Source organism: Deltaproteobacteria bacterium GWC2_55_46 (assembly GCA_001595385.3).
In the GTDB taxonomy this organism is placed as follows: Bacteria; Desulfobacterota; GWC2-55-46; order GWC2-55-46; family GWC2-55-46; genus UBA5799.
Window position 1 is genome coordinate 219,302 of sequence record LVEI03000001.1, and the last position, 18,146, is coordinate 237,447.

Consider the following 18,146-nt stretch of genomic DNA (forward strand, 5'->3'; position numbering starts at 1 on the left):
TACCTCAGGCCGATACTTGTGACGGCGGGAGTTTATGAAGTCACCTTTCAGGCACCTCTCCATATACCACAAGTTCATCATCTCGCTCTCGATCATATTCGCTATAGCCTTTGCAGAGTACGAGTCTTTCCTCGTGAAATCCCGCCAGGTGGAGCTCTATGACGACCTGAACGCGCATATCAGCTCCGCCAGGGTCTCGATGTCGAAGCTCGAGTACCTCCTTGACCTGTTCGTAGTGGCGTGGAAGCCGGAGTACGGCACCATCGATATCATCATGAGCAGCGTTGATGATATCAACAGGAACCTGGACAACCTCAGGGAGGAACCGAAATACAAGCAGGTCTGGAAGGACGACGGTGTTCTCTCCGATTATGTCCGCTCGATAACCAAAGACCTGTCATCCATAAGGGCCGACCTCCGGAGGATGAACAATGCGCTGTCGCAGGACGAGATGATACTCCTGCATAACTCGGTTGACACGAATACCGTCCTCATGACTGACAGGACCGAGACTCTCCGCACCTATATCTCCGAGAGAAGGCAGGTCGTCTTTCAAGAGTTCAAGTCGTTGGCGATAAGGAGTGTCGCATGGTTCGCGCTCCTCATGTTCACCGGGAGCTTCCTCCTTTACAGGAAGGTATTCCGTCCCATCAGAAGGGCGGCCAGGGTCGCTAGCCGCATACAGGCGGGTGAATACGGCGCGAGGTTCGTCGAGGACGATGGCAGCGAAATGGGGCGGCTTGGAGTGACGCTTAACGGCATGGTGCTCCGCATGGACGATGAGTCGAAGGGTAAGGACGCCGCGCGCGACGATTTGAAGTCATCCGTAGCGGAGAGGTCGGCAGAGCTTTTAAGCCTTGGCTCCATAATGTCGTCCGCGGCGCAAACGCTCGCGCAATTCGACGTCTTCAGCGCGGCCCTTGGCGAGATTATCGGAAGGACACGAGCCTCTGCCGCTTCCATATACATGGCCGAAGGCGGCGCGTTAAGGCTCAAGGCCTCCCGGAACCTGAATGAGAGCTTCGCGAGGTTGCCGGAGACGGTCTCGCTGCCTCCCGAAGGGCAGGGGAAAAGAGCGTCCGTCCTGGAGGCGCGCTCTGTCCAGGATGCAGGGCTCGCCAGGGCGCTTGAGGAGTACGGGGCGGAGCTTCTTGTATCCGTCCCCATCATCTATGGCAAAGAGGCCTCAGGGCTAATCCTCGTCATCTATAGCGACAGGGGCCGTTATTGCGCAGAAGAGATCCCGTTCCTTGAGTCGGCCGCCTCATCCATTGCTGTCGCCTCAGGCCATTGCGCCCTTTTCCAGAAAGAGCTGTCGTCGAAAAAATTCCTGGAAAGGCTCTTAAACCAGATGCCTTGCGGGCTTGCTGTCTTCGATAGAGAAGGCTGGTGCGTGACGATGAACAGCCAGGCCAGGCAGATGCTTGGAGCGGACCCCGGGTTCGACCACCTGAAGTACTCTGTGCTCGAAGATGATGCCTTGAAGTCGCTTGGGATCGTGACTTCCATAACAAAGTCATATGAAGGCTATACTACCGAGTTCATAATCAATTACAGTCTGCTTTCTGCCAGGGCCCTGGGCTTGAACGCCATGTCAAGGAAGCTTCGCATAAGGAGCTTCCCGCTGTATGACGCCGGCGGCGAGATCTCTAACCTCGCGCTCATCTATGAGGACTTGACAGAGTCCGGACAATGCGCCGGCGGGCCATCATGAAGAAGCTTTTCAACAGCCTTTCCATATCCAACAAGCTCGCCGTCGTCTTCCTCTTCCTGCTTTTCATGATGGGTATAGGCGGCATGGTCGGACTTTACAACGCCAGCCAGCTCGCGCACGTGACGGAGAGCCTCTATGTCGATTCCTTCAAACGCGCAGAGACACTTTCTTCCGTCGAGAACGAGTTTCTCACCGCCAGACAGGAGATGTTCCTCCATACGATCATTACCGACGCCTCATCCAAGGCCTACCTCGATGGCTCGATAGCCGATCACAGAAGGAAGATAGACTATCTTCTCGCCGATTACATGGAGATGGGCATAGCTTCAGGCCAGGACAAGCTCTTCTCCGAGCTTAACGATAACCTCGCGAAGTACTGGGTCATACATGACATGGTACAGGAGTTTTCGAAGGAGGGCGACAGGGATTCGGCCCTGGGCCTCATCAGATCGACCGGCAACAAGAGCTTCACCGCGAGCGTGAACTCGCTTAAGGCCCTCATAAAGAAGGAAAAGGACACGGCATACGCCTCATACAGGGAGAGCGGCTTTTTCGCGAAGGACATAATAAAGGTGACCTTCGCGTTCACCCTCCTTGCCATAGTGTTCGCTGGCGGGCTCTGGCTCATCCTGACCCGCGCCATAGTGAAGCCTATAGTCGCCCTTGAGGAATCGGCCCGCAAGATAGGACAGGGAAACCTTGCTGAAAGGGTCCCTGTGGTGACAGACGACGAGATCGGAAACCTCGCGACCGAGTTCAACAGGATGGCCGGCAGCCTGCAGCATTACTACGCCACACTCGAGCATAAGGTCGAGGAGAGGACAGAAGCGCTGAAACTCGCCAACGATGAGCTCTCGAGCAGCAAGCTCTCCCTTGAGTTCGCCAATATGGAGCTTATCGAAGCGAACAAGATGAAGAGCCAGTTCCTCGCGAACGTCTCGCATGAGCTTAGGACGCCGCTCAACTCAATAATAGGCTTTTCGGAGCTACTGCAGGAGAAGGCCTTCGGCGACCTCAACGAAAGGCAGATGCAGTATGTCGAGTACGTCCATTCCAGCGGCAGCCACCTTCTGCACCTCATCAACAACATACTTGACCTCTCCAAGATGGAGGCCGGCAGGATGGAGCTTGCCCCCGAGAGCTTCTCGGTAATGGAGGTGTTGGGAGAGGTGCTTGGCATCATCAGGCCGCTCGCGCATGAGAGGAACATCGCTATCGATTCAAAGGCCGTCCCGGCTTCCCCCATGCTGGTCGCTGACAAGGCCAAGTTCAAGCAGATAATCATGAACCTTCTTTCCAACGCGGTCAAATTCAACGTCCAGGGCGGCAGCATCAAGGTCGATTGGAAGATCAGCGAAGAGCCGTCGGGGATGCGCATCGTCCGCTTTATTACCTTCATGATCAGCGATACAGGTATCGGCATCAAGGGAGAGGACAAGGACAAGCTCTTCAGGGAGTTCGAGCAGATAGACTCTTCCACTTCGAGGGAATACGGCGGCACCGGGCTGGGCCTCGTTCTTACGAAAAGGCTGGTGGAGCTGCATAACGGCTCTATCTGGGTGGAAAGCTCGCCAGGCGCAGGTTCGACCTTTTATGTGAAGCTCCCACGGGGGACCGATGAGATCGAGGTGCCGGTGCTGACCGCCAAGATATTACCTCCGGAAGGCCTTGAGACCAACCCCATGCTCCTTATTGCCAGCGAGAGCCCTGACATAAACCACCTCCTTGAGGTCTACCTGTCCGGGGAACCATATGAGGTACTCACGGCAACTGACGGTGTGGACCTCCTTAGAAAGGCCCAGGAGCACAGGCCTTTTTCCATAATCATGGGTATAACCCTGCCGAACAAGGACGGGTGGGAGGTGCTGAGAGAGCTAAAAAACAGCCCTGACACAGCCGGAATACCTGTTATAATAATCTCATCCGTAGACGACAGGGAGCTTGGCCTTTCATTAGGCGCGGTGGAGTATATGGAGAAGCCTGTCAACAGGGAGATGCTTCTTGGCGTGCTGGACAGGGTCCAGCGCAGGGCGGGGTAGAGGGGTGGTTTCCATGCATGAAGGCAAGAAAAAGATCATCCTGCTTGTCGAGGACAATCACATGAACAAGGTCCTCGTAAAGGAGATACTTACCCTCCACGGGTACGAGATAATCGAGGCGGAGACCGGCACCGAGGCCCTTAAGGTGCTGACCACCGACCGACCTGACGTGATACTCATGGACCTGCACCTGCCCGGGATGGACGGCGTGACAGCTACCAGGATCATCAAGTCAGACGAGAGGAACAGCTCTATACCGGTGCTCGCGCTCACCGCCTCGGCTCAGAGGGGCGAGGAGGACAAGCTTCTGAGCAAGGGCTTTGACGGCTATGTGGCCAAGCCGATCGAGATGAAAAAGCTCTTGGACGCGATAAGCTCGAGCATCTCCGGGGACGGCCCGCGCTCTAACGGAGGCCCCGCACAGTCCTGACCTTTTCAAGCGATTCTTTTACCATAACAAGCGTATCCCCATCCGTCTTCACGTTGCCATACCGTTCCAGATGATATGTCTCGGTTATAGCCGTCACATCCGGGTCGTTAATGCGGGCCGCGAACTCGAGAGCCGTCTCTTCCTCCCTCTTTACTATCCCCCTTTTTGCTAAAATCTCAAGCATCTCGCGATAGAACGCCGGGGTCCTGGAACGGTTCTCTTTGCGGCGCATGAGCCTCAAGGCGAGTACGCAAAGCCCGATAAAGGCCGCGCCGGCTACGAGGACAGGGAGCGCGCCATTTAAACCTGTTTTATTTCTCGCGTCTGCTGCCCCCTTTAAAAAATCGAGCAAGCTTGCCGTGTTCTTCTCTACCGACCAGGCGATCCTCATCTGGTCTGAAAAGGAGTACTGGATTATGTACCTGTTCCATCTGAGGCGAAGGAGGTCCATGTAGAGAGTTACTACAGACGGCCTGTAAGCCAGGGTAGAAGGAGGTGTGGGGTCGAACCTCATCCAGCCCAGCCCGGTGACGTAGGCCTCCACCCAGCTGTGCGCGTCCTGCTGGCGCACTATGAAATATCCGCCGAGCTCGTTCCATTCGCCTTCGAGAAAGCCGGTCACTATGCGGGCCGGGACCCCGATAGAGCGGAGCATCATCACCATCGCGGTAGAATAGTGCTCGCAGTAGCCCTCTTTGGCGTAGAATAGAAAATCCTCGAGCGGGCCGCGTCCCTGACGGTAGGCGGGAGAAAGCGTGTATCTGTAATTGGAGCGCAGATGATCTTCTATGGCGCGCGCCTTCTCAAGGTCGGTGGCCCCGTGTTTTATTATCGAGGCGGCAAGCGTCCTTATCCTGGCGGCCTCCGGGTTTGTATCGAGATAGGAGGCGTCAAGATAATGTCCATCCGGTTCTCCTTCATCCCTTATGCCGGATACGTCTGACCACGCCCTGTACTCTATCCTTGAGAAAGGTGGAGAGGGCAGTCTCATCGTGCCTGCCGGGTCGACCCAGAGATTATGGAAGCGGCCTGTCAGCTTGAAGGCGCTTGAAGCCGCGAAGATGACCTCGATGTCGAGAGGCTCAAGGAGTATCTTCTGTTCGACCGTGTATTTTCCCGGCGCCGAGATGTGGAAGACCCCGGCCCCTGTCTTGAGGCCCGGCTTTGTCCCCTCATGCCGCGTCCAGCCTGCGCCGTCATAGATATCAAGCGTTGCGCCCCGGAAATAGAGCTGCGCCGAAGGCTTGCCAGCGGGTGTCTCAACGCGCATTACGACCGTAGAATCGAGCTTCACCGGGCCTATCGCGCCAAGGTCCATCTTTTCTGAGAAGCCGGACACCCGTAAGGTGTTGGCCGTCTTCCGTTCGAATATGCCGACGCCCATCCTGGGGATCGTAAAGAAGATGACGATAGTCATCAGAAGGCAAGCCGCCGAGAGCGCTACGACGGATAAGAAGAAAGGAAGCCCGAAAACGCCCGTTACCGCGCTCTCTTTGCCTTGAGCCTCCTGGATATCTTTTTTCATGTTGAAGACTATCATCGCCCAGATGGAGAAGACGACGTAAAGGGAAAGTATAAGGAAGAATACCGGGCTTGTGCTCGAAGAGGCGGCGGCGAGCACCTGGAAGAAGGCGAGGCCGAATACTATGAGGTAGTCTCGCGTTACCTTAAGGTCAAACAGCTTCATGACGAGCAATATAGTCAGGAAACGCGTGCCTGAAACTATAAGCTCCCTTGAGACTGCGAGAAAGTCCGCTATGAAGAGAAAAAAAACGATCATGGCGGCAACGTTCCACGCGCCAGCCGGTAGATTCTTCCTTGTTTTGAGATTGTAAAAGAGGCTCAGGATGGCGAGCGCGCCGGAGAAGGCCGGGAATACGGGACCTATAGCCTCGACCAGGCTTACGGCCCAAAGCCCAAGGAACGTGATTATGTAAGTGACGGAGAGTATGTGAAAGGTCATCAGAGCCCCTGTACGCGGACCGAAGGGGGGCCGCTTCCTGGAGCCGGGCATACTACCGCAAGCTCCCTCAGTATGAGAAGGAGCTGCTCCCGGCCAATGGCCGGAATGAGGCGCCCGGAGAGGGTCTTGAGGCCCACGGACCAGCCCTTTTCCAAATAGAGCGCCGCGGTAGCCGCCGCCCTGTCAACGAGAAGCTCGAACTCTTCGTTTCCTCCCTGGTAGTTGTCGAACTCAATCGTTATTTTACGATCTGACTCGGATTCGAATTCCTTAAGAAGGAGGCGCTCTCCTCTGGCGGCTGAGCGCCAGTGTATATGGCGCGCGTCGTCCTCAAGGGTATAATCCCTCAGGCCGTGGAATTCAGTGCCATGCCCTTTTTTTGGGGACCCTGCCAAACCCTGAGACAGGGCCACTTCAGCCTTCATCGCGAGCTTCGGGTCTATCGAAGGTAATACCAATAGCTCGTCCCCTATATGCTCATCCCGGCCTTTGAGGAAGAGTCCGAAGGGGAACCTTGTAGTTATCCTCAAGCGCTCCAGCCTCGCGATACCTCTTCTTTGAAAGGTGTATTCGATATGTTTGTGCGCGGTCTCGCCTGCCCGGAGCTTTAAAAAGTAGGCTGGAAGTGCCTCTTGGCCGGCTTCCGTTACCTTGAAGGAAAACGAGGGGAGGAGCTTTTTCGTGTTCGTAATACTGAGCCGTGCCGGGGCAGGGGCGCCCTTGAAAGCGAGCTGCGGCATGACCCTCGCGGCCCTTAGCCCCCGGAGAGTTGCCTCTGACATTACGCCGGATACGATGATGAGGGAGAGGAGGGTGGCCACGATGAGGTAGAGGAGGTTATTGCCGGTATTTATCGCAGCTACGCCGATGAGGAGGAGTATGCCGATGAACCACTTGCCGTCCCTCGTGATCGAAAGGGACCTCGGCAGCCTGAATAAATGCCTGCCTCCCCTGCGCCCGGCAAGGAGCCTTCCGGCTGCCATGGCCAGCCAGGGCAGCGGAGCTCTTATGGCGGTGAAGCTCATCTTTAGATGGGTGCCCTCAAGGTCCCGAGTATTTCTTCGGTAAGGGAAAGTCCGGCATCTACCCCGGCCTCGAGACCGCGCTCGGCGGTTATTATCCTGTGGGCAAACAGATGCGGGCTTAAGCCCTTTATGTCATCTGGTATGCAGTAATCCCTGCCTGAGACAAGCGCCTTCGCCTGAGCGGCCCTGTACATCGCCATGGTCGCCCTTGGGCTCACGCCGAGCCTTATGGCTTTATGCTTTCTCGTGGCATTGGCTATCGAAAGTATATAGGTCACCAGGTCCTCGTCCATGCGGACTTGAGAGGCGAGACGCTGAAGCCCTTCCACATCGACCGTAGTGAGAACAGGGACAAGGGAGCCCATATCATTGGCCCCGGACGACCTTATCACGATCCTTTCGTACTCCTCGTCGGGGTAGCCAATCTTTATGCACATCATGAACCTGTCGAGCTGGGATTCCGGCAGAGGGAATGTGCCGGAGAACTCAAGCGGGTTCTGGGTGGCAAGGAGCATAAACGGGGCTGGCAGAGGCCAGGTGGTCTTGTCGACAGAGACCTGCCTGTCGTTCATCGCCTCAAGGAGCGCGCTCTGGGTCTTGGGGGTTGCCCTGTTTATCTCGTCGGCAAGGACTATGTTCGCGAATATCGGCCCCTGCCTGAACTCGAAGCTGTGCCCCGCCTGGTTGTAGACTGTCGTGCCGATGACGTCAGAAGGCAGCAGGTCGCTTGTGAACTGTATCCTCTGGAAAGAGCAGTTTATGCTCCTGGCCAGGCTGTGCGCGAGTGTGGTCTTGCCGACGCCCGGGACGTCCTCGATGAGCAGATGGCCTTTGGCCAGCAAAGCGGTGATTGCAAGGTCGATTATATCGGCCTTGCCCCTTATTACCTTCCCGAGGTTGGTCCTCAGAGCCGCTATCTTTTTGTAAGCGTCTTTTACATCCATGACCGTTTATTATTTTACGGTTTTTTCGATTAAAATACCATGCTAAAGAAAGTCTTGCGCGATGATGGTCAAGGAAGGGCGATAATTGTTTGCCGCTCACGAATAGTGAATCGTATAATATTAACGTTGACAAGCAAAAATAGAATTATTATTTTATGATAGTTTCTCCTGAAGCTTTCTTTAAAGAGAAAAGCGCTCCACTGTGCTTTTGACTTACAAACAATGCCGCAAAGCAACCGCGGCGCCATTGTATTAATCACAAAAATTGGATATAATATCTTCTGCTTCATAGCATTGTTTACTGGCTGTTATTATTGTTTTGCGCTGAAACCATCCAGATAGCGTTTATCAACTCGACTCGTTGCTCATCGACAGGCTTAAGGAATGCTCAGGCAAAACAACAAGTTCATTAGAAGAATACAGCTCTCTGGCGACCTGGCTTTTACGGCGCTCTCTTTTTTAATAGCGTATGAGCTAAGGGACCGCCTCCTTCCCGTCCATCTCAAGCCCATCTCCGAGTACCTCTTTTTGATGTACGTTGTTATCCCGGTCTGGTGGTTCCTGCTCGTCTACAACGGCTCTTACAGGTCTATAAGGGTCAAGACCCTTGCCCAGGCCCTCACGCCTGTCGTAAAGACGGTCTTTGCCGGCGGCTTGATCCTCATGGCGGCGATCTTTATCTTCAAGGTCCCGTCCGTAAGCCGCGGCCTTATCGGTTTTTTCGTTGCGGTCAACTTTATCGCGCTGTCGATTTTGAAGACCGTCTTTTTCCTTATGACCCATTACATCAGGAAAAAGGGATATAACTACAGGTCCGTCCTGATAGTGGGCTCCGGAAAGAGGGCCGAGGCCTTCGTTAAATCGGTAGAGGAGCACAAGGAATGGGGGATAAGGGTTCTCGGCTTCGTCGACCAGGATGACAGGCCGGCATTCTGCTCACGGGGGGCGATAGGCCCATTGAGCGCCTTCGAGGAGATCGTCACCGCCAACCAGGTCGACGAGGTCGTATTCGTTGTGCCGAGGAGCTGGATCGAGAGGATCGAAAAACAGGTGCTCTTCTGCGAAAGGGTCGGCATCAAGGCCAGCGTCGCCGCTGATTTCTACCCCCATAAAATAGCGAAGACCACCATAGAGGAACTCCACGGGTGGCCATTGCTGGCGTTTAACCCATATCCGAAGCTGGAAGAGGCCTTTGTACTGAAAAGGGTCTTCGATATCGCCTTTTCATTTTTCATGCTCGTCCTGAGCTCTCCTTTTTTCCTCGCTTCCATTGTCGCGATAAAGCTCACCTCGCCAGGCCCTGTCTTTTTTAAGCAGGTAAGGTGCGGGATGAACGGCAGGCGTTTTAATCTCTTGAAGTTCAGGACCATGGTCGTGGAAGCCGAGGAGTTAAAGTCCGCGCTTGCGCACATGAACGAGGTCTCCGGGCCGGTCTTCAAGCTCAAGAACGATCCGAGGGTCACAAGGGCCGGGAGGCTTCTGAGGAAGTACAGCCTCGATGAGCTGCCGCAGCTCATAAACGTCCTCAAGGGTGATATGTCGATGGTAGGCCCAAGGCCGCCGCTGCCTGAGGAAGTAGACAGATACGATGACTGGCAAAGGCGCAGGCTTTCGGTCAGGCCTGGAATAACATGCTTCTGGCAGATAAACGGCAGGAACAATATAGAATTCGATGAATGGATGAGGCTCGACCTTGAGTATATCGACAACTGGTCGCTCGGACAGGATATATTGATAATATTCAAGACCATCCCGACGGTTTTCAGGGGGACAGGCGTCTAAGGATTCAACAACATCTCCTTTTATCCTTTGACATTCAAATTTAAAGACTTTATAAAAAGGGATCCCGCGTGTAAAGGCAGGTCTTGACAGTTGTTGCTTAAGTGTTTTCTTTTCTGCTCGGTTCTCCTTTCCGCGTTTGTCCTCTCCGCGCTCTCGTCATACGCAGGTCTGCCTGTCGGGACCGAAGCGTACGACGATCTCGAATACCTTGAGCTTAAGGGCCTCCTGCCGAGCGCCATCCTGTCGACCAAGCCCATCAGCCGCCGTGAGATGAGAAGGCTGTTGAGAGAGGCCCGGACCGGACTTCCTCGTCATACCAGAAGCGCGCCATCATCTTCAGTCCCCATGCTCTTGAAAAGGCTTGAAAACCGATTCGACACGGAATCCGGCAGGCATTTTAATTCGAGCGTGTACGCCAAGGCGCTCTATTCTGAGAACGCTCCTGAGTTCTCAGGCGTTAATAATAATGGTGACGGGCCTGGCGCAGGCTTTAACGCGAGGCTCGGAGCAAGGCTGGAGGGGAATGTCGGAGGCATCTCCCTATATCTTAATCCGGAGCTAAGGGCAGGTGAAGGTACTGCAACCGGAGAATTGGTAGAAGGGTATGCTGAGTTTGAGCTTGGCCCAGTTGAGATTGTAGCGGGGAGGGAAGCGATGTGGTGGGGGCCGGGGGCCCATGGCGCGCTGTTGATCTCCAACAACGCCGCCCCCCTTGACCTCGTCAGGGCGACTACTACCCATCCAGCGCCTCTCCCATGGATATTAAGCCCGCTTGGCCTCTTTAAGCCGACCTTCTTCCTGGCAAGGCTTGAGGAAAACAGGGATTTCCCAAACGCCAACCTGCTCGGCATGAGGCTGGACTTCAAGCCGACCCCGAGGTTCAGGTTTGCCTTGAGCAGGGTCTTTATGTTCGGCGGCGAGGGCAGGGGTTCCCGGACTGGATAAAGGTTCTCACCGCCTCTGACAGCGCCGAGCACACGAACTCTCCAATAAACGGCAACCAGCTCGCCTCTATTGACGCCTCATATCTTTTCATTAACGAAGATTGCCGTCTTATCCCTTTCAGGGCGATAAAGCTCTATACCGAATGGGGCGCTGAGGACTCTTCCGGCCAGACAAAAACCCCTTCGAACAGGGCGAGTATCTACGGCGCGCTGGTAGACGAGCCATTCAGGATAGATAACGTCGATCTAAGGGTCGAATGGGCCAATACCGCAAGGCACGGGCTTAGTACCCTCAAGTGGTATACGCATACATTGTACACTGCCGGCTATACACATGAAGGCAGGTTTATCGGCCACCACATGGGCGGTGATTCTCAGGACATCTTCGTCAAGGTGCGGTATCACGCCGGCAACTCTGTTGTTGGCTTCGAGGCAGACAGGGAGTGGATTGACGTACATACTTCCAGCGCAAGACGGGACTGGGCCGGAGCTGACCTTAGAAAAAAGGCAGGCTCGCTCGATATCCTGGTATCAGCCGGTTTTGAAAAAATAAAAGATCCGGGCAGGTCTTCAAGCGGCCCTGCGGCATGGCTCAGGCTTGAAAAAACATTTTGAGTCGATCTAAAACCCTCATTTTCAATATTCTCCCTCATACACCTGTATTCAATCGTCTGTCTTAATACCAAATACCGGTAATTCATACCGTTGACGTATTGCGCCCCGCGTGAGCGTTGTTAGACTTTCTTGTATGAAATCAGCATGTGGCGCGCAAGAGAATGCGTGGGTTGCCGTGTTTTTCCTAAGTTTAGCGCTCCTGCTCCCGTCCGGCTGCGGCGGGGGTGGCGCCTCTTCCGGAGTTTCTGACCCTTCATCGTTGTCATCACTCGACCCTGCTATAAGTGAACAGTACGACCCGGTCGTCGATACCGGGACCCTTGACGCGGAATCCGGCTGCGAATAGTCGCTTTCCTTTGTTTTCAGCCATCTAATCGATTGACTTTCCCATCCCGTTTAAATAAAATAATTCACATTTTAAATATGTACAGACCTCCTTGAGTTTGTTTTAAATTTCTCCGGGGAATAGCAGCATAGATGGGCAGCGCGCAGGAACATCAGCCTCATGATCTCAATATAGGCATCTTTATCGACATACTCAACAGGCGGCGCAGGCAGATAATACTTGTTACGCTTGCCGCCTTTGTCCTGTCCGTGATCATAAGCCTCCTCGTCCCAAAGACATATTCATCAAGGACATCCATACTCCCGCCTCAATCTGCAAGCGCCCTTTCTGGCATTCCCGGCGATTCGAGCGTAGGCGTCCTGGCCGGGGCGTTCCTTGGCATAAGCTCGCCGTCTGATGTATGGGTCGGCATACTCGGAAGCGCCACCGTCAAGGACGCCGTTATAGACAGATTCAAGCTTCGCGATGTATATGACACCGATACCATCGAGGAGACGAGGAAGGCCCTGGGCAAGCGCGTTACTATCGAGAAGTCGAAGGAGGAGATAATCTCCATAACAGTAGAGGACAGGGTCCCACAGAGGGCTGCGGAGATGGCCAATGCCTTTGTGGAGGCCCTTGATCGGATAAATATGGCCTCCACGATGACCTCAGGCGGCCGTATGAGGGCGTTTATCGAGGGAAGGCTCAATGAGACCAATGCCTCGCTTACCGCGGCCGAGGATGAGATAACGGCGTTCCAGAAGGCCAACAAGGCCCTCAAGCTCGATGACCAGTCGAAGGCCATGATAGATTCATACGGCACCCTCAAAGGCACGCTCATGGCCAGGGAGGTCGCCCTTGAGATGCTGCTCTCCTATGCCACGGCGGAGAACCCGAAGGCGCAGGTCCTTAAGGTAGAGATAGAAGAGCTCAGAAAAAAACTCGGCGAGCTTGAGCACGGCCGAAGCGGCGATATGCTGATACCTGCCGCGCAGTTCCCTGACCTGAGCGTCAGGTACGCGAGGCTTATAAGGGACGCCAAGGCCCAGCAGACCGTCTTCGAGGTGCTCAACACACAGTACGAGATGGCGAGGATCCAGGAGGCGCAGGACAGCCCCACGGTCCAGGTGCTTGATGTGGCCAAGGCCCCGGAGAAAGAATCGAAGCCGCAGAAGGCCGTGATAGTGATCCTCTCGACAGCCTCCGCCTTTTTTATCGCCATATTCCTTGCCTTTGCCGTAGAGTTCAAGGACTACATCATAACCGGCATCAGACAACGATAGCCGTTTCACTCCACTTCAATCCTGTCAGGTAGATCGCGCCATGTTTTCTGTCTTCAGAAAATTTGATTCCCATATGAAAGAGCTCGTAAGCGGCGCCTCTGTCGCCTTTGTCCTCAAGGTGGCAGGGGCGGCGCTCGCGTTCGGGTTCAACGTCACCCTTTCAAGGATGCTCGGCGCCGAGGGCGCCGGTCTTTATTTCCTTGCCCTGGCCCTCTCGACCGTGGCATCCGTCCTTGCCAGGGTCGGCCTCGACAACTCCCTTTTGCGCTTTGTGGCAACCGGGGCGGCCAGGGAGGAGTGGGCCTCTGTTAAAGGCATCTGCCGCAAGGCCGTCATCCATTGCCTGCTCGCCTCAACGGCGGCGAGCGTTCTCTTGTTCCTCCTCGCCCCGTATCTTGCGGAAAAGGTCTTTTCAAATCCAGCGCTTACAGGGATCATAAGGCTTATGGCCGCCTCCGTGCTTCCGTTCGCGCTGCTCAACCTTTTCGCGGAAATGCTCAAGGGCCTGAAACGGGTAAGCCTGTCCGTGATGATCCAGGGGATAGGCGTGGTAGGCTTCTCCCTGGCGCTTCTGTACCCGCTGGTCAAGGTCTGGGGCGTCAGAGGCGCTGCTCTTAGTTATTTAATAGCGACGGCGCTGACAGCCGCTCTCGCCATTTTTTTATGGAAGGCCTCAACACCTATGCTGAGGGGGCTCCAGGGCAGGTTTGATACGCTAACGCTGTTCAAAAGCAGCCTGCCCCTTTTCGGAGTGGCCTTGCTCGGGCTGGTCATGCAATGGTCTTCTATCTTCGCCCTCGGCATATGGGGCTCAAAGGCGGATGTCGGTATCTTCGGCGCAGCCCAGCGCATGGCGATGCTTATATCTTTTATACTGGTAGCCATAAACAGCGTTGCGGCCCCCAGGTTCGCTGAGCTTCACAGCAGTGGTAATATCAATGCGCTCGCCTCTACCGCATGGAGGGCTGCCAGGCTCTCGGCTTTCCTGGCGCTGCCGGCCCTTGTGGCCTTTACTTTCTTTTCTGAAGAGGTGATGGGGCTTTTTGGCCCCGATTTCACGAAGGGCGGCGTAGAGCTCGCCATCTTGTCCATCGGGCAGTTTATCAACGTCGTCATCGGCCCTGTCGGGGCCCTGCTCATGATGACCGGCAACGAGAGCAGGACGGGCAGGGATGTTCTTTTCGGAGGCGTGGCTAATATATCGCTTAACCTCGCGCTTGTCCCTGTGTGGGGCCCAACAGGGGCAGCGCTTGCCACATCCGGGAGCCTTGTCGTAATGAACCTCTTTCTTGTCAACTCTGTGTCAAAGATCCTGGGTATACGCATGTTAAGGATATGCTGAGCGTCCGCGGAAGAAGAGAGAAGGTCAAAAAGGAGGCCTGCTCGAAGATCGAGGATTTCCTCGCTTCCAGCGCGGAGGTCTCGGCCTGGGAAAAGGACTATTTCGCCCTTCATCGTGACAGGTACGGCATATGCCTCGACGATGTCGACCGGTCAGCCGAGGACGGCAGGGTGCTCGAGGTCGGTTCTGTCCCATGCCATTTCACCGTCCTTTTGAAATTGTCGGGATATGACGTCATTGGCGTCGACCCCCACCCGGAAAGGGCCAGGCAGATCATGGATAGATTCTCCCTCGATGTCGTAAAGCGCGACATTGAAGCGGAGCGGCTGCCATTCGCCGACTCGTCTTTCAAAACTATAATCTTCTCCGAGGTCCTCGAACATATGTACATAGACCCGCTCAGCGCCCTCTCTGAGCTTGCGAGGGTGCTTAGCCCCGGCGGCAAGCTCCTTCTTTATACCGACAATCTGTACTCACTTAGGACATTCAGGAGATTCTTAAGCGGCGAGGGGATAACAGACGCGGTAAAGGAGTGGGATAAGCTCAGGACGATCGGCCACAGGGGGCACATCCGCCTCTATTCGGCCAAGGAGGTGCGCGGTCTGCTTGCCCTTGTCGGCCTTACAGCCATACAGAGCGGCTATTATCATTACAATGAGATAAAAAGCCTTAGATCGTCGATGATATACAAGGTATTGCCTGGCTGGCTTTCTCCGAACCAGTTGATAATAGCCACAAAGAACGCTTAAGTGAGTTGAGCCGTTCAGGAAAAACCACTCTTCCAATGGGGGGATGATGAAAGCAGTATTAAAGAACCTGAAAAAGATGTTGTCGGGCAGAGACGACCTCCCGCTTCCGGAGAAGGCCGTATATTCGCCTGCTGCCGTCTCTTTCACGAAGATACGCTCAATGCCCGGCTGGTTCACTTTTGACGATTGCTCTCATTTTTCACTTTGCCTGGGCCTTCAGCGTGCAATGGGAATAAATGGAGATATACTTGAAATCGGGTGTTTTCACGGCCGCTCTACGGCTGTTATCGCCGGTTTCCTCGAAAAGGGCGAAAGGCTCTTTGTATGCGATATCTTCGAGGGTGGCGACAAGGGGGTCTACGGCGATTGCCCGACCCCGGAGAAGGTCCTCGCCAACATACTTGCCGTCAACCCGGGGCTTGACGCGGAGACAATCGAGATAATAAAAGGCGACAGCTCAAGGCTCTCTCTTTCTCCGGGAGAACGCTTCAGGTTCGTCCATATAGACGGCGGGCATACATATAATGAATGCCTCTCTGACCTTAAGGCCACGGCAGACCATGTCGTATCGGGCGGCATAATCGTCATCGACGACTACAGGCACCCCGACTGGCCGGAGGTCACCGCTGCGGCCGACGATTTCCTGAGGGAGCGCAGGGACTATGCCGTCTTCGCAGACCTCAACAGGGCCCATGCCATAGGCCGGAAGCTCTATCTAATAAGGCGAAACGGATAACGCACAGATGCGCCTCGATATGAAAAGGGTCTTCATAGTGGGCTGTCCCAGGAGCGGAACCACACTGCTCCAGGGCATGCTCGCGTCCCATCCAAGGGTGCTCTCTTTTCCTGAGACGCATTTTTTCTCGATGGCCTACCCCAGGAACAGGTTTAAGCGTTTTATTACCTGGCCTGCGCTCAACCTGAGGGGTGTGCTTGACGGCTTTCTGAAGGAGATTGGACGCACCGAGCTTCGCCCTATCGCGAATATCGGCCTTTTCGATAGAAGGTACGAGCTTCCGTTCGTAAAGGTAATGGACAGGCTCACGCGCGACGCTGGAAAAGACGTATGGGTCGAGAAGACCCCCAGGCATCTCCATTTCATAGACGAGATAGGGCAGAGGGTCCCAAGGGCCTCTTTTATCCATATAGTCAGGGATGGCAGGGATGTAGCCGCCTCGCTTTACAAGGCGTCTAACGATAACCCTTCCAGATGGAACAGGAAGCGCGCCCGCAAGGGCTTCACCCTCCGGCAGTGCGTTGAAAGATGGAACATGGACGTATCGATAACCTCGCGATTCCTGGGTAAGCCTGGACATCTTCTGGTGCTCTACAGCGCCATCGTTGAAGAACCGGCCGTTGTGGCCAGGGAGATATGCTCATTTTTAGGGATAGACTATACTGATGAGATGATGGATACAGCCGGTTCGTACGGGAGCATTGTAAGGCCGGAAGAGCCATGGAAGATGAATAACGCCATGACTATCCAGAAGCTCGCGAGCCCGTTCGAGAAGGTACTTAACGAAAAAGAGCGTGAGTTCGTTAAAATGAGCATTAGAATGCCGGATTTCATGGGGAGGGGAAGATGAAGGGGAGCGAAAGATGAGGGGCCTTGCCGTCCTCCTGCTTCTGCCCCTTCTGCTGATCCTGGTCTACTCTGCCCCTGATTCAGCTGTTGGGCCGATAAGCGTTGCCCCGGTTGAGACGCCCGGTGCGCTTATAAAAAGGGATCTGGGCGGGGCCTCTATTGTACTTACTTATAAGGACCAGTGGACAGGGCTTCCTGAAGAGAACGAGGTCGCCGGGTATTCACCGGCGGTACTGCGTTTCCCGGCAGGAACCCACGCCATGTACTTCGATTGGGAGACCGGTAACTATTCCGGCGCGAAGATAAACGCTGCGCGTGAACGGTCAGGCTACGGGGTAGATAAGTTCTTCGAGCTGTCGGCGAGATACGGCGCAAAGGCCTCTTACATAGTGAACATATATCAGGACACGCCTGAAAAGACCGGCAGGCTCGCGGAATATTTCAAGGCAAAGGGGTATCAAGTCGATTTCTGGGAGATGGGCAACGAGGCATACGCCGCGGACTACTCGGACAGGTTCCAGGATGCTCAAGCATATCTCGCGGCTGCCAGGGCCCATGCCGAGCAGATACTGAGTGTCTTCCCTCTCGCTCAGTTCGGCGTCACGGCCGACCCAAGGAACAGGTATGTGAGCCCATGGAACAGCGCTCTCCTGGAACAGGATTTTTTCAAGAACATAGTGGCTCATAAATACTTCGGCCCTGACCGCGCCACGAGGGAGGATATGATCTCCAGGGGGGTCCAGCCAGACCCTGACCAGGCTTATTCTCTCATGCTCAAGGACTCTGATCCCGGCAATAAGCCAAACTTCGCCTGCATCTTCCCCGGCAAGAGGTTATGGGTCACGGAGTGGGGGCTTCTCTACATCGGTTTCGATATCGAGGATAGCATGGCCCACGCGTTATGGTGGTCCAGGACGTTCATAAAGCTCATGAGGACGGATAATATCGACATGGCGGCATACTGGAACCTGAACGCGCCGCCCTTTGAGCTCATTCAGCCTGTTGAGGAAGGTTTTATGCGCAGGGTCCCATTTTACGCCTATAAGATGGCCCTCTTTGCGCTTAAGTCAGGCGTTGAGACCAGGGCCGCCGTATTCACTGGCGCGGGCTCCGAGAATTTTTCCGGCCAATATTTTGTCGCCGCCGACGGCAGCGTTTCGATATTCGCGGTCAACTCTGGCGCCGAGCCATCCTTTGTCGAAGTCCCTGGGGCGTCAACCGGCCTTTCCATGGAGTATATAAGCGCCGATTCGATCATGGCGAGCAACGGTTATTCGTATGCCTTTTCGAAAGAGCTGCGCGACCTGAGGGTTGAGAGCGTGACCCCTCAGACAAAGAACGTTGAAGGCAAGACCGTCGAGCTTCCGGGTTATTCCGTAGCGGTCATCTCGTTTGGCAGGTAG

15 protein-coding genes are annotated in these 18,146 nt (G+C 54.8%); 12 read left to right on the forward strand and 3 right to left on the reverse strand.

Annotated elements, in window-relative coordinates; genetic code table 11:
- Positions 1 to 34 precede the first annotated feature (34 nt).
- From A2V21_301060 to A2V21_301070, 3 genes are read left to right on the forward strand one after another with little or no spacing between them, the layout of a single operon-like run.
- Positions 35 to 1,714 carry a hypothetical protein gene (locus A2V21_301060; protein OIJ72967.1) on the forward strand — a complete coding sequence of 560 codons (1,680 nt, stop codon included), beginning with the start codon at positions 35 to 37 and terminating at the stop codon, positions 1,712 to 1,714.
- Positions 1,711 to 3,753 carry a hypothetical protein gene (locus tag A2V21_301065; protein OIJ72968.1) on the forward strand — a complete coding sequence of 681 codons (2,043 nt, stop codon included), beginning with the start codon at positions 1,711 to 1,713 and terminating at the stop codon, positions 3,751 to 3,753. The genes A2V21_301060 and A2V21_301065 overlap by 4 nt, the downstream gene beginning before the upstream one ends.
- 13 nt (positions 3,754 to 3,766) lie before the next feature.
- Positions 3,767 to 4,183, forward strand: coding sequence for a hypothetical protein (locus A2V21_301070; GenBank protein OIJ72969.1), 417 nt, complete (start codon positions 3,767 to 3,769; stop codon positions 4,181 to 4,183).
- Here A2V21_301070 and A2V21_301075 read toward each other — a convergent pair.
- The 3 genes from A2V21_301075 to A2V21_301085 are packed head-to-tail and all read right to left on the reverse strand — an operon-like array spanning position 4,158 to position 8,115.
- Positions 4,158 to 6,146 carry a hypothetical protein gene (locus A2V21_301075; GenBank protein OIJ72970.1) on the reverse strand — a complete coding sequence of 663 codons (1,989 nt, stop codon included), beginning with the start codon at positions 6,144 to 6,146 and terminating at the stop codon, positions 4,158 to 4,160. The two genes, A2V21_301070 and A2V21_301075, sit on opposite strands and share 26 nt — an antisense overlap.
- Complete coding sequence (locus A2V21_301080) at positions 6,146 to 7,171, reverse strand: hypothetical protein (GenBank protein ID OIJ72971.1); 1,026 nt, start codon at positions 7,169 to 7,171, stop codon at positions 6,146 to 6,148. The genes A2V21_301075 and A2V21_301080 overlap by 1 nt, the downstream gene beginning before the upstream one ends.
- 2 nt (positions 7,172 to 7,173) lie before the next feature.
- Entirely contained in the window at positions 7,174 to 8,115 is a 942-nt protein-coding gene (locus A2V21_301085) for a hypothetical protein (protein OIJ72972.1), read from the reverse strand.
- A gap of 384 nt (positions 8,116 to 8,499) precedes the next feature.
- Between A2V21_301085 and A2V21_301090 the strand changes: the two genes are divergently transcribed.
- From A2V21_301090 to A2V21_301130, 9 genes are all read left to right on the forward strand, one after another.
- A complete protein-coding gene (locus tag A2V21_301090; GenBank protein ID OIJ72973.1) occupies positions 8,500 to 9,897 on the forward strand; it encodes a hypothetical protein in 1,398 nt (465 codons plus the stop codon).
- 93 nt (positions 9,898 to 9,990) lie between these two features.
- Entirely contained in the window at positions 9,991 to 10,842 is an 852-nt protein-coding gene (locus A2V21_301095; GenBank protein ID OIJ72974.1) for a hypothetical protein, read from the forward strand.
- A gap of 359 nt (positions 10,843 to 11,201) precedes the next feature.
- Entirely contained in the window at positions 11,202 to 11,456 is a 255-nt protein-coding gene (locus A2V21_301100) for a hypothetical protein (protein OIJ72975.1), read from the forward strand.
- 477 nt (positions 11,457 to 11,933) lie between these two features.
- The gene (locus tag A2V21_301105) at positions 11,934 to 13,067 is read left to right on the forward strand and encodes a hypothetical protein (GenBank protein OIJ72976.1); all 1,134 of its coding nucleotides are present in this window, start codon (positions 11,934 to 11,936) and stop codon (positions 13,065 to 13,067) included.
- Between the two features lie 40 nt (positions 13,068 to 13,107).
- Positions 13,108 to 14,409, forward strand: coding sequence for a hypothetical protein (locus tag A2V21_301110; protein ID OIJ72977.1), 1,302 nt, complete (start codon positions 13,108 to 13,110; stop codon positions 14,407 to 14,409).
- Positions 14,403 to 15,158, forward strand: coding sequence for a hypothetical protein (locus A2V21_301115; protein ID OIJ72978.1), 756 nt, complete (start codon positions 14,403 to 14,405; stop codon positions 15,156 to 15,158). The genes A2V21_301110 and A2V21_301115 overlap by 7 nt, the downstream gene beginning before the upstream one ends.
- Before the next feature lie 43 nt (positions 15,159 to 15,201).
- Entirely contained in the window at positions 15,202 to 15,894 is a 693-nt protein-coding gene (locus tag A2V21_301120) for a hypothetical protein (GenBank protein ID OIJ72979.1), read from the forward strand.
- A 7-nt stretch (positions 15,895 to 15,901) separates the two neighbouring features.
- Complete coding sequence (locus A2V21_301125) at positions 15,902 to 16,744, forward strand: hypothetical protein (GenBank protein OIJ72980.1); 843 nt, start codon at positions 15,902 to 15,904, stop codon at positions 16,742 to 16,744.
- Between the two features lie 13 nt (positions 16,745 to 16,757).
- Positions 16,758 to 18,146 (forward strand): hypothetical protein, encoded by a 1,389-nt coding sequence (locus A2V21_301130; GenBank protein OIJ72981.1) that lies wholly within the window; start codon positions 16,758 to 16,760, stop codon positions 18,144 to 18,146.

Excerpts from the sequence above, each read along its gene's own strand:
- A2V21_301060 (OIJ72967.1), top strand. The coding sequence starts at position 35 with ATGAAGTCACCTTTCAGGCACCTCTCCATATACCACAAGTTCATCATC.
- A2V21_301065 (OIJ72968.1), top strand. The coding sequence starts at position 1,711 with ATGAAGAAGCTTTTCAACAGCCTTTCCATATCCAACAAGCTCGCCGTC.
- A2V21_301070 (OIJ72969.1), top strand. The coding sequence starts at position 3,767 with ATGCATGAAGGCAAGAAAAAGATCATCCTGCTTGTCGAGGACAATCAC.
- A2V21_301075 (OIJ72970.1), bottom strand. The coding sequence starts at position 6,146 with ATGACCTTTCACATACTCTCCGTCACTTACATAATCACGTTCCTTGGG.
- A2V21_301080 (OIJ72971.1), bottom strand. The coding sequence starts at position 7,171 with ATGAGCTTCACCGCCATAAGAGCTCCGCTGCCCTGGCTGGCCATGGCA.
- A2V21_301085 (OIJ72972.1), bottom strand. The coding sequence starts at position 8,115 with ATGGATGTAAAAGACGCTTACAAAAAGATAGCGGCTCTGAGGACCAAC.
- A2V21_301090 (OIJ72973.1), top strand. The coding sequence starts at position 8,500 with ATGCTCAGGCAAAACAACAAGTTCATTAGAAGAATACAGCTCTCTGGC.
- A2V21_301100 (OIJ72975.1), top strand. The coding sequence starts at position 11,202 with ATGGGCGGTGATTCTCAGGACATCTTCGTCAAGGTGCGGTATCACGCC.
- A2V21_301105 (OIJ72976.1), top strand. The coding sequence starts at position 11,934 with ATGGGCAGCGCGCAGGAACATCAGCCTCATGATCTCAATATAGGCATC.
- A2V21_301110 (OIJ72977.1), top strand. The coding sequence starts at position 13,108 with ATGTTTTCTGTCTTCAGAAAATTTGATTCCCATATGAAAGAGCTCGTA.
- A2V21_301115 (OIJ72978.1), top strand. The coding sequence starts at position 14,403 with ATGCTGAGCGTCCGCGGAAGAAGAGAGAAGGTCAAAAAGGAGGCCTGC.
- A2V21_301120 (OIJ72979.1), top strand. The coding sequence starts at position 15,202 with ATGATGAAAGCAGTATTAAAGAACCTGAAAAAGATGTTGTCGGGCAGA.
- A2V21_301125 (OIJ72980.1), top strand. The coding sequence starts at position 15,902 with ATGCGCCTCGATATGAAAAGGGTCTTCATAGTGGGCTGTCCCAGGAGC.
- A2V21_301130 (OIJ72981.1), top strand. The coding sequence starts at position 16,758 with ATGAGGGGCCTTGCCGTCCTCCTGCTTCTGCCCCTTCTGCTGATCCTG.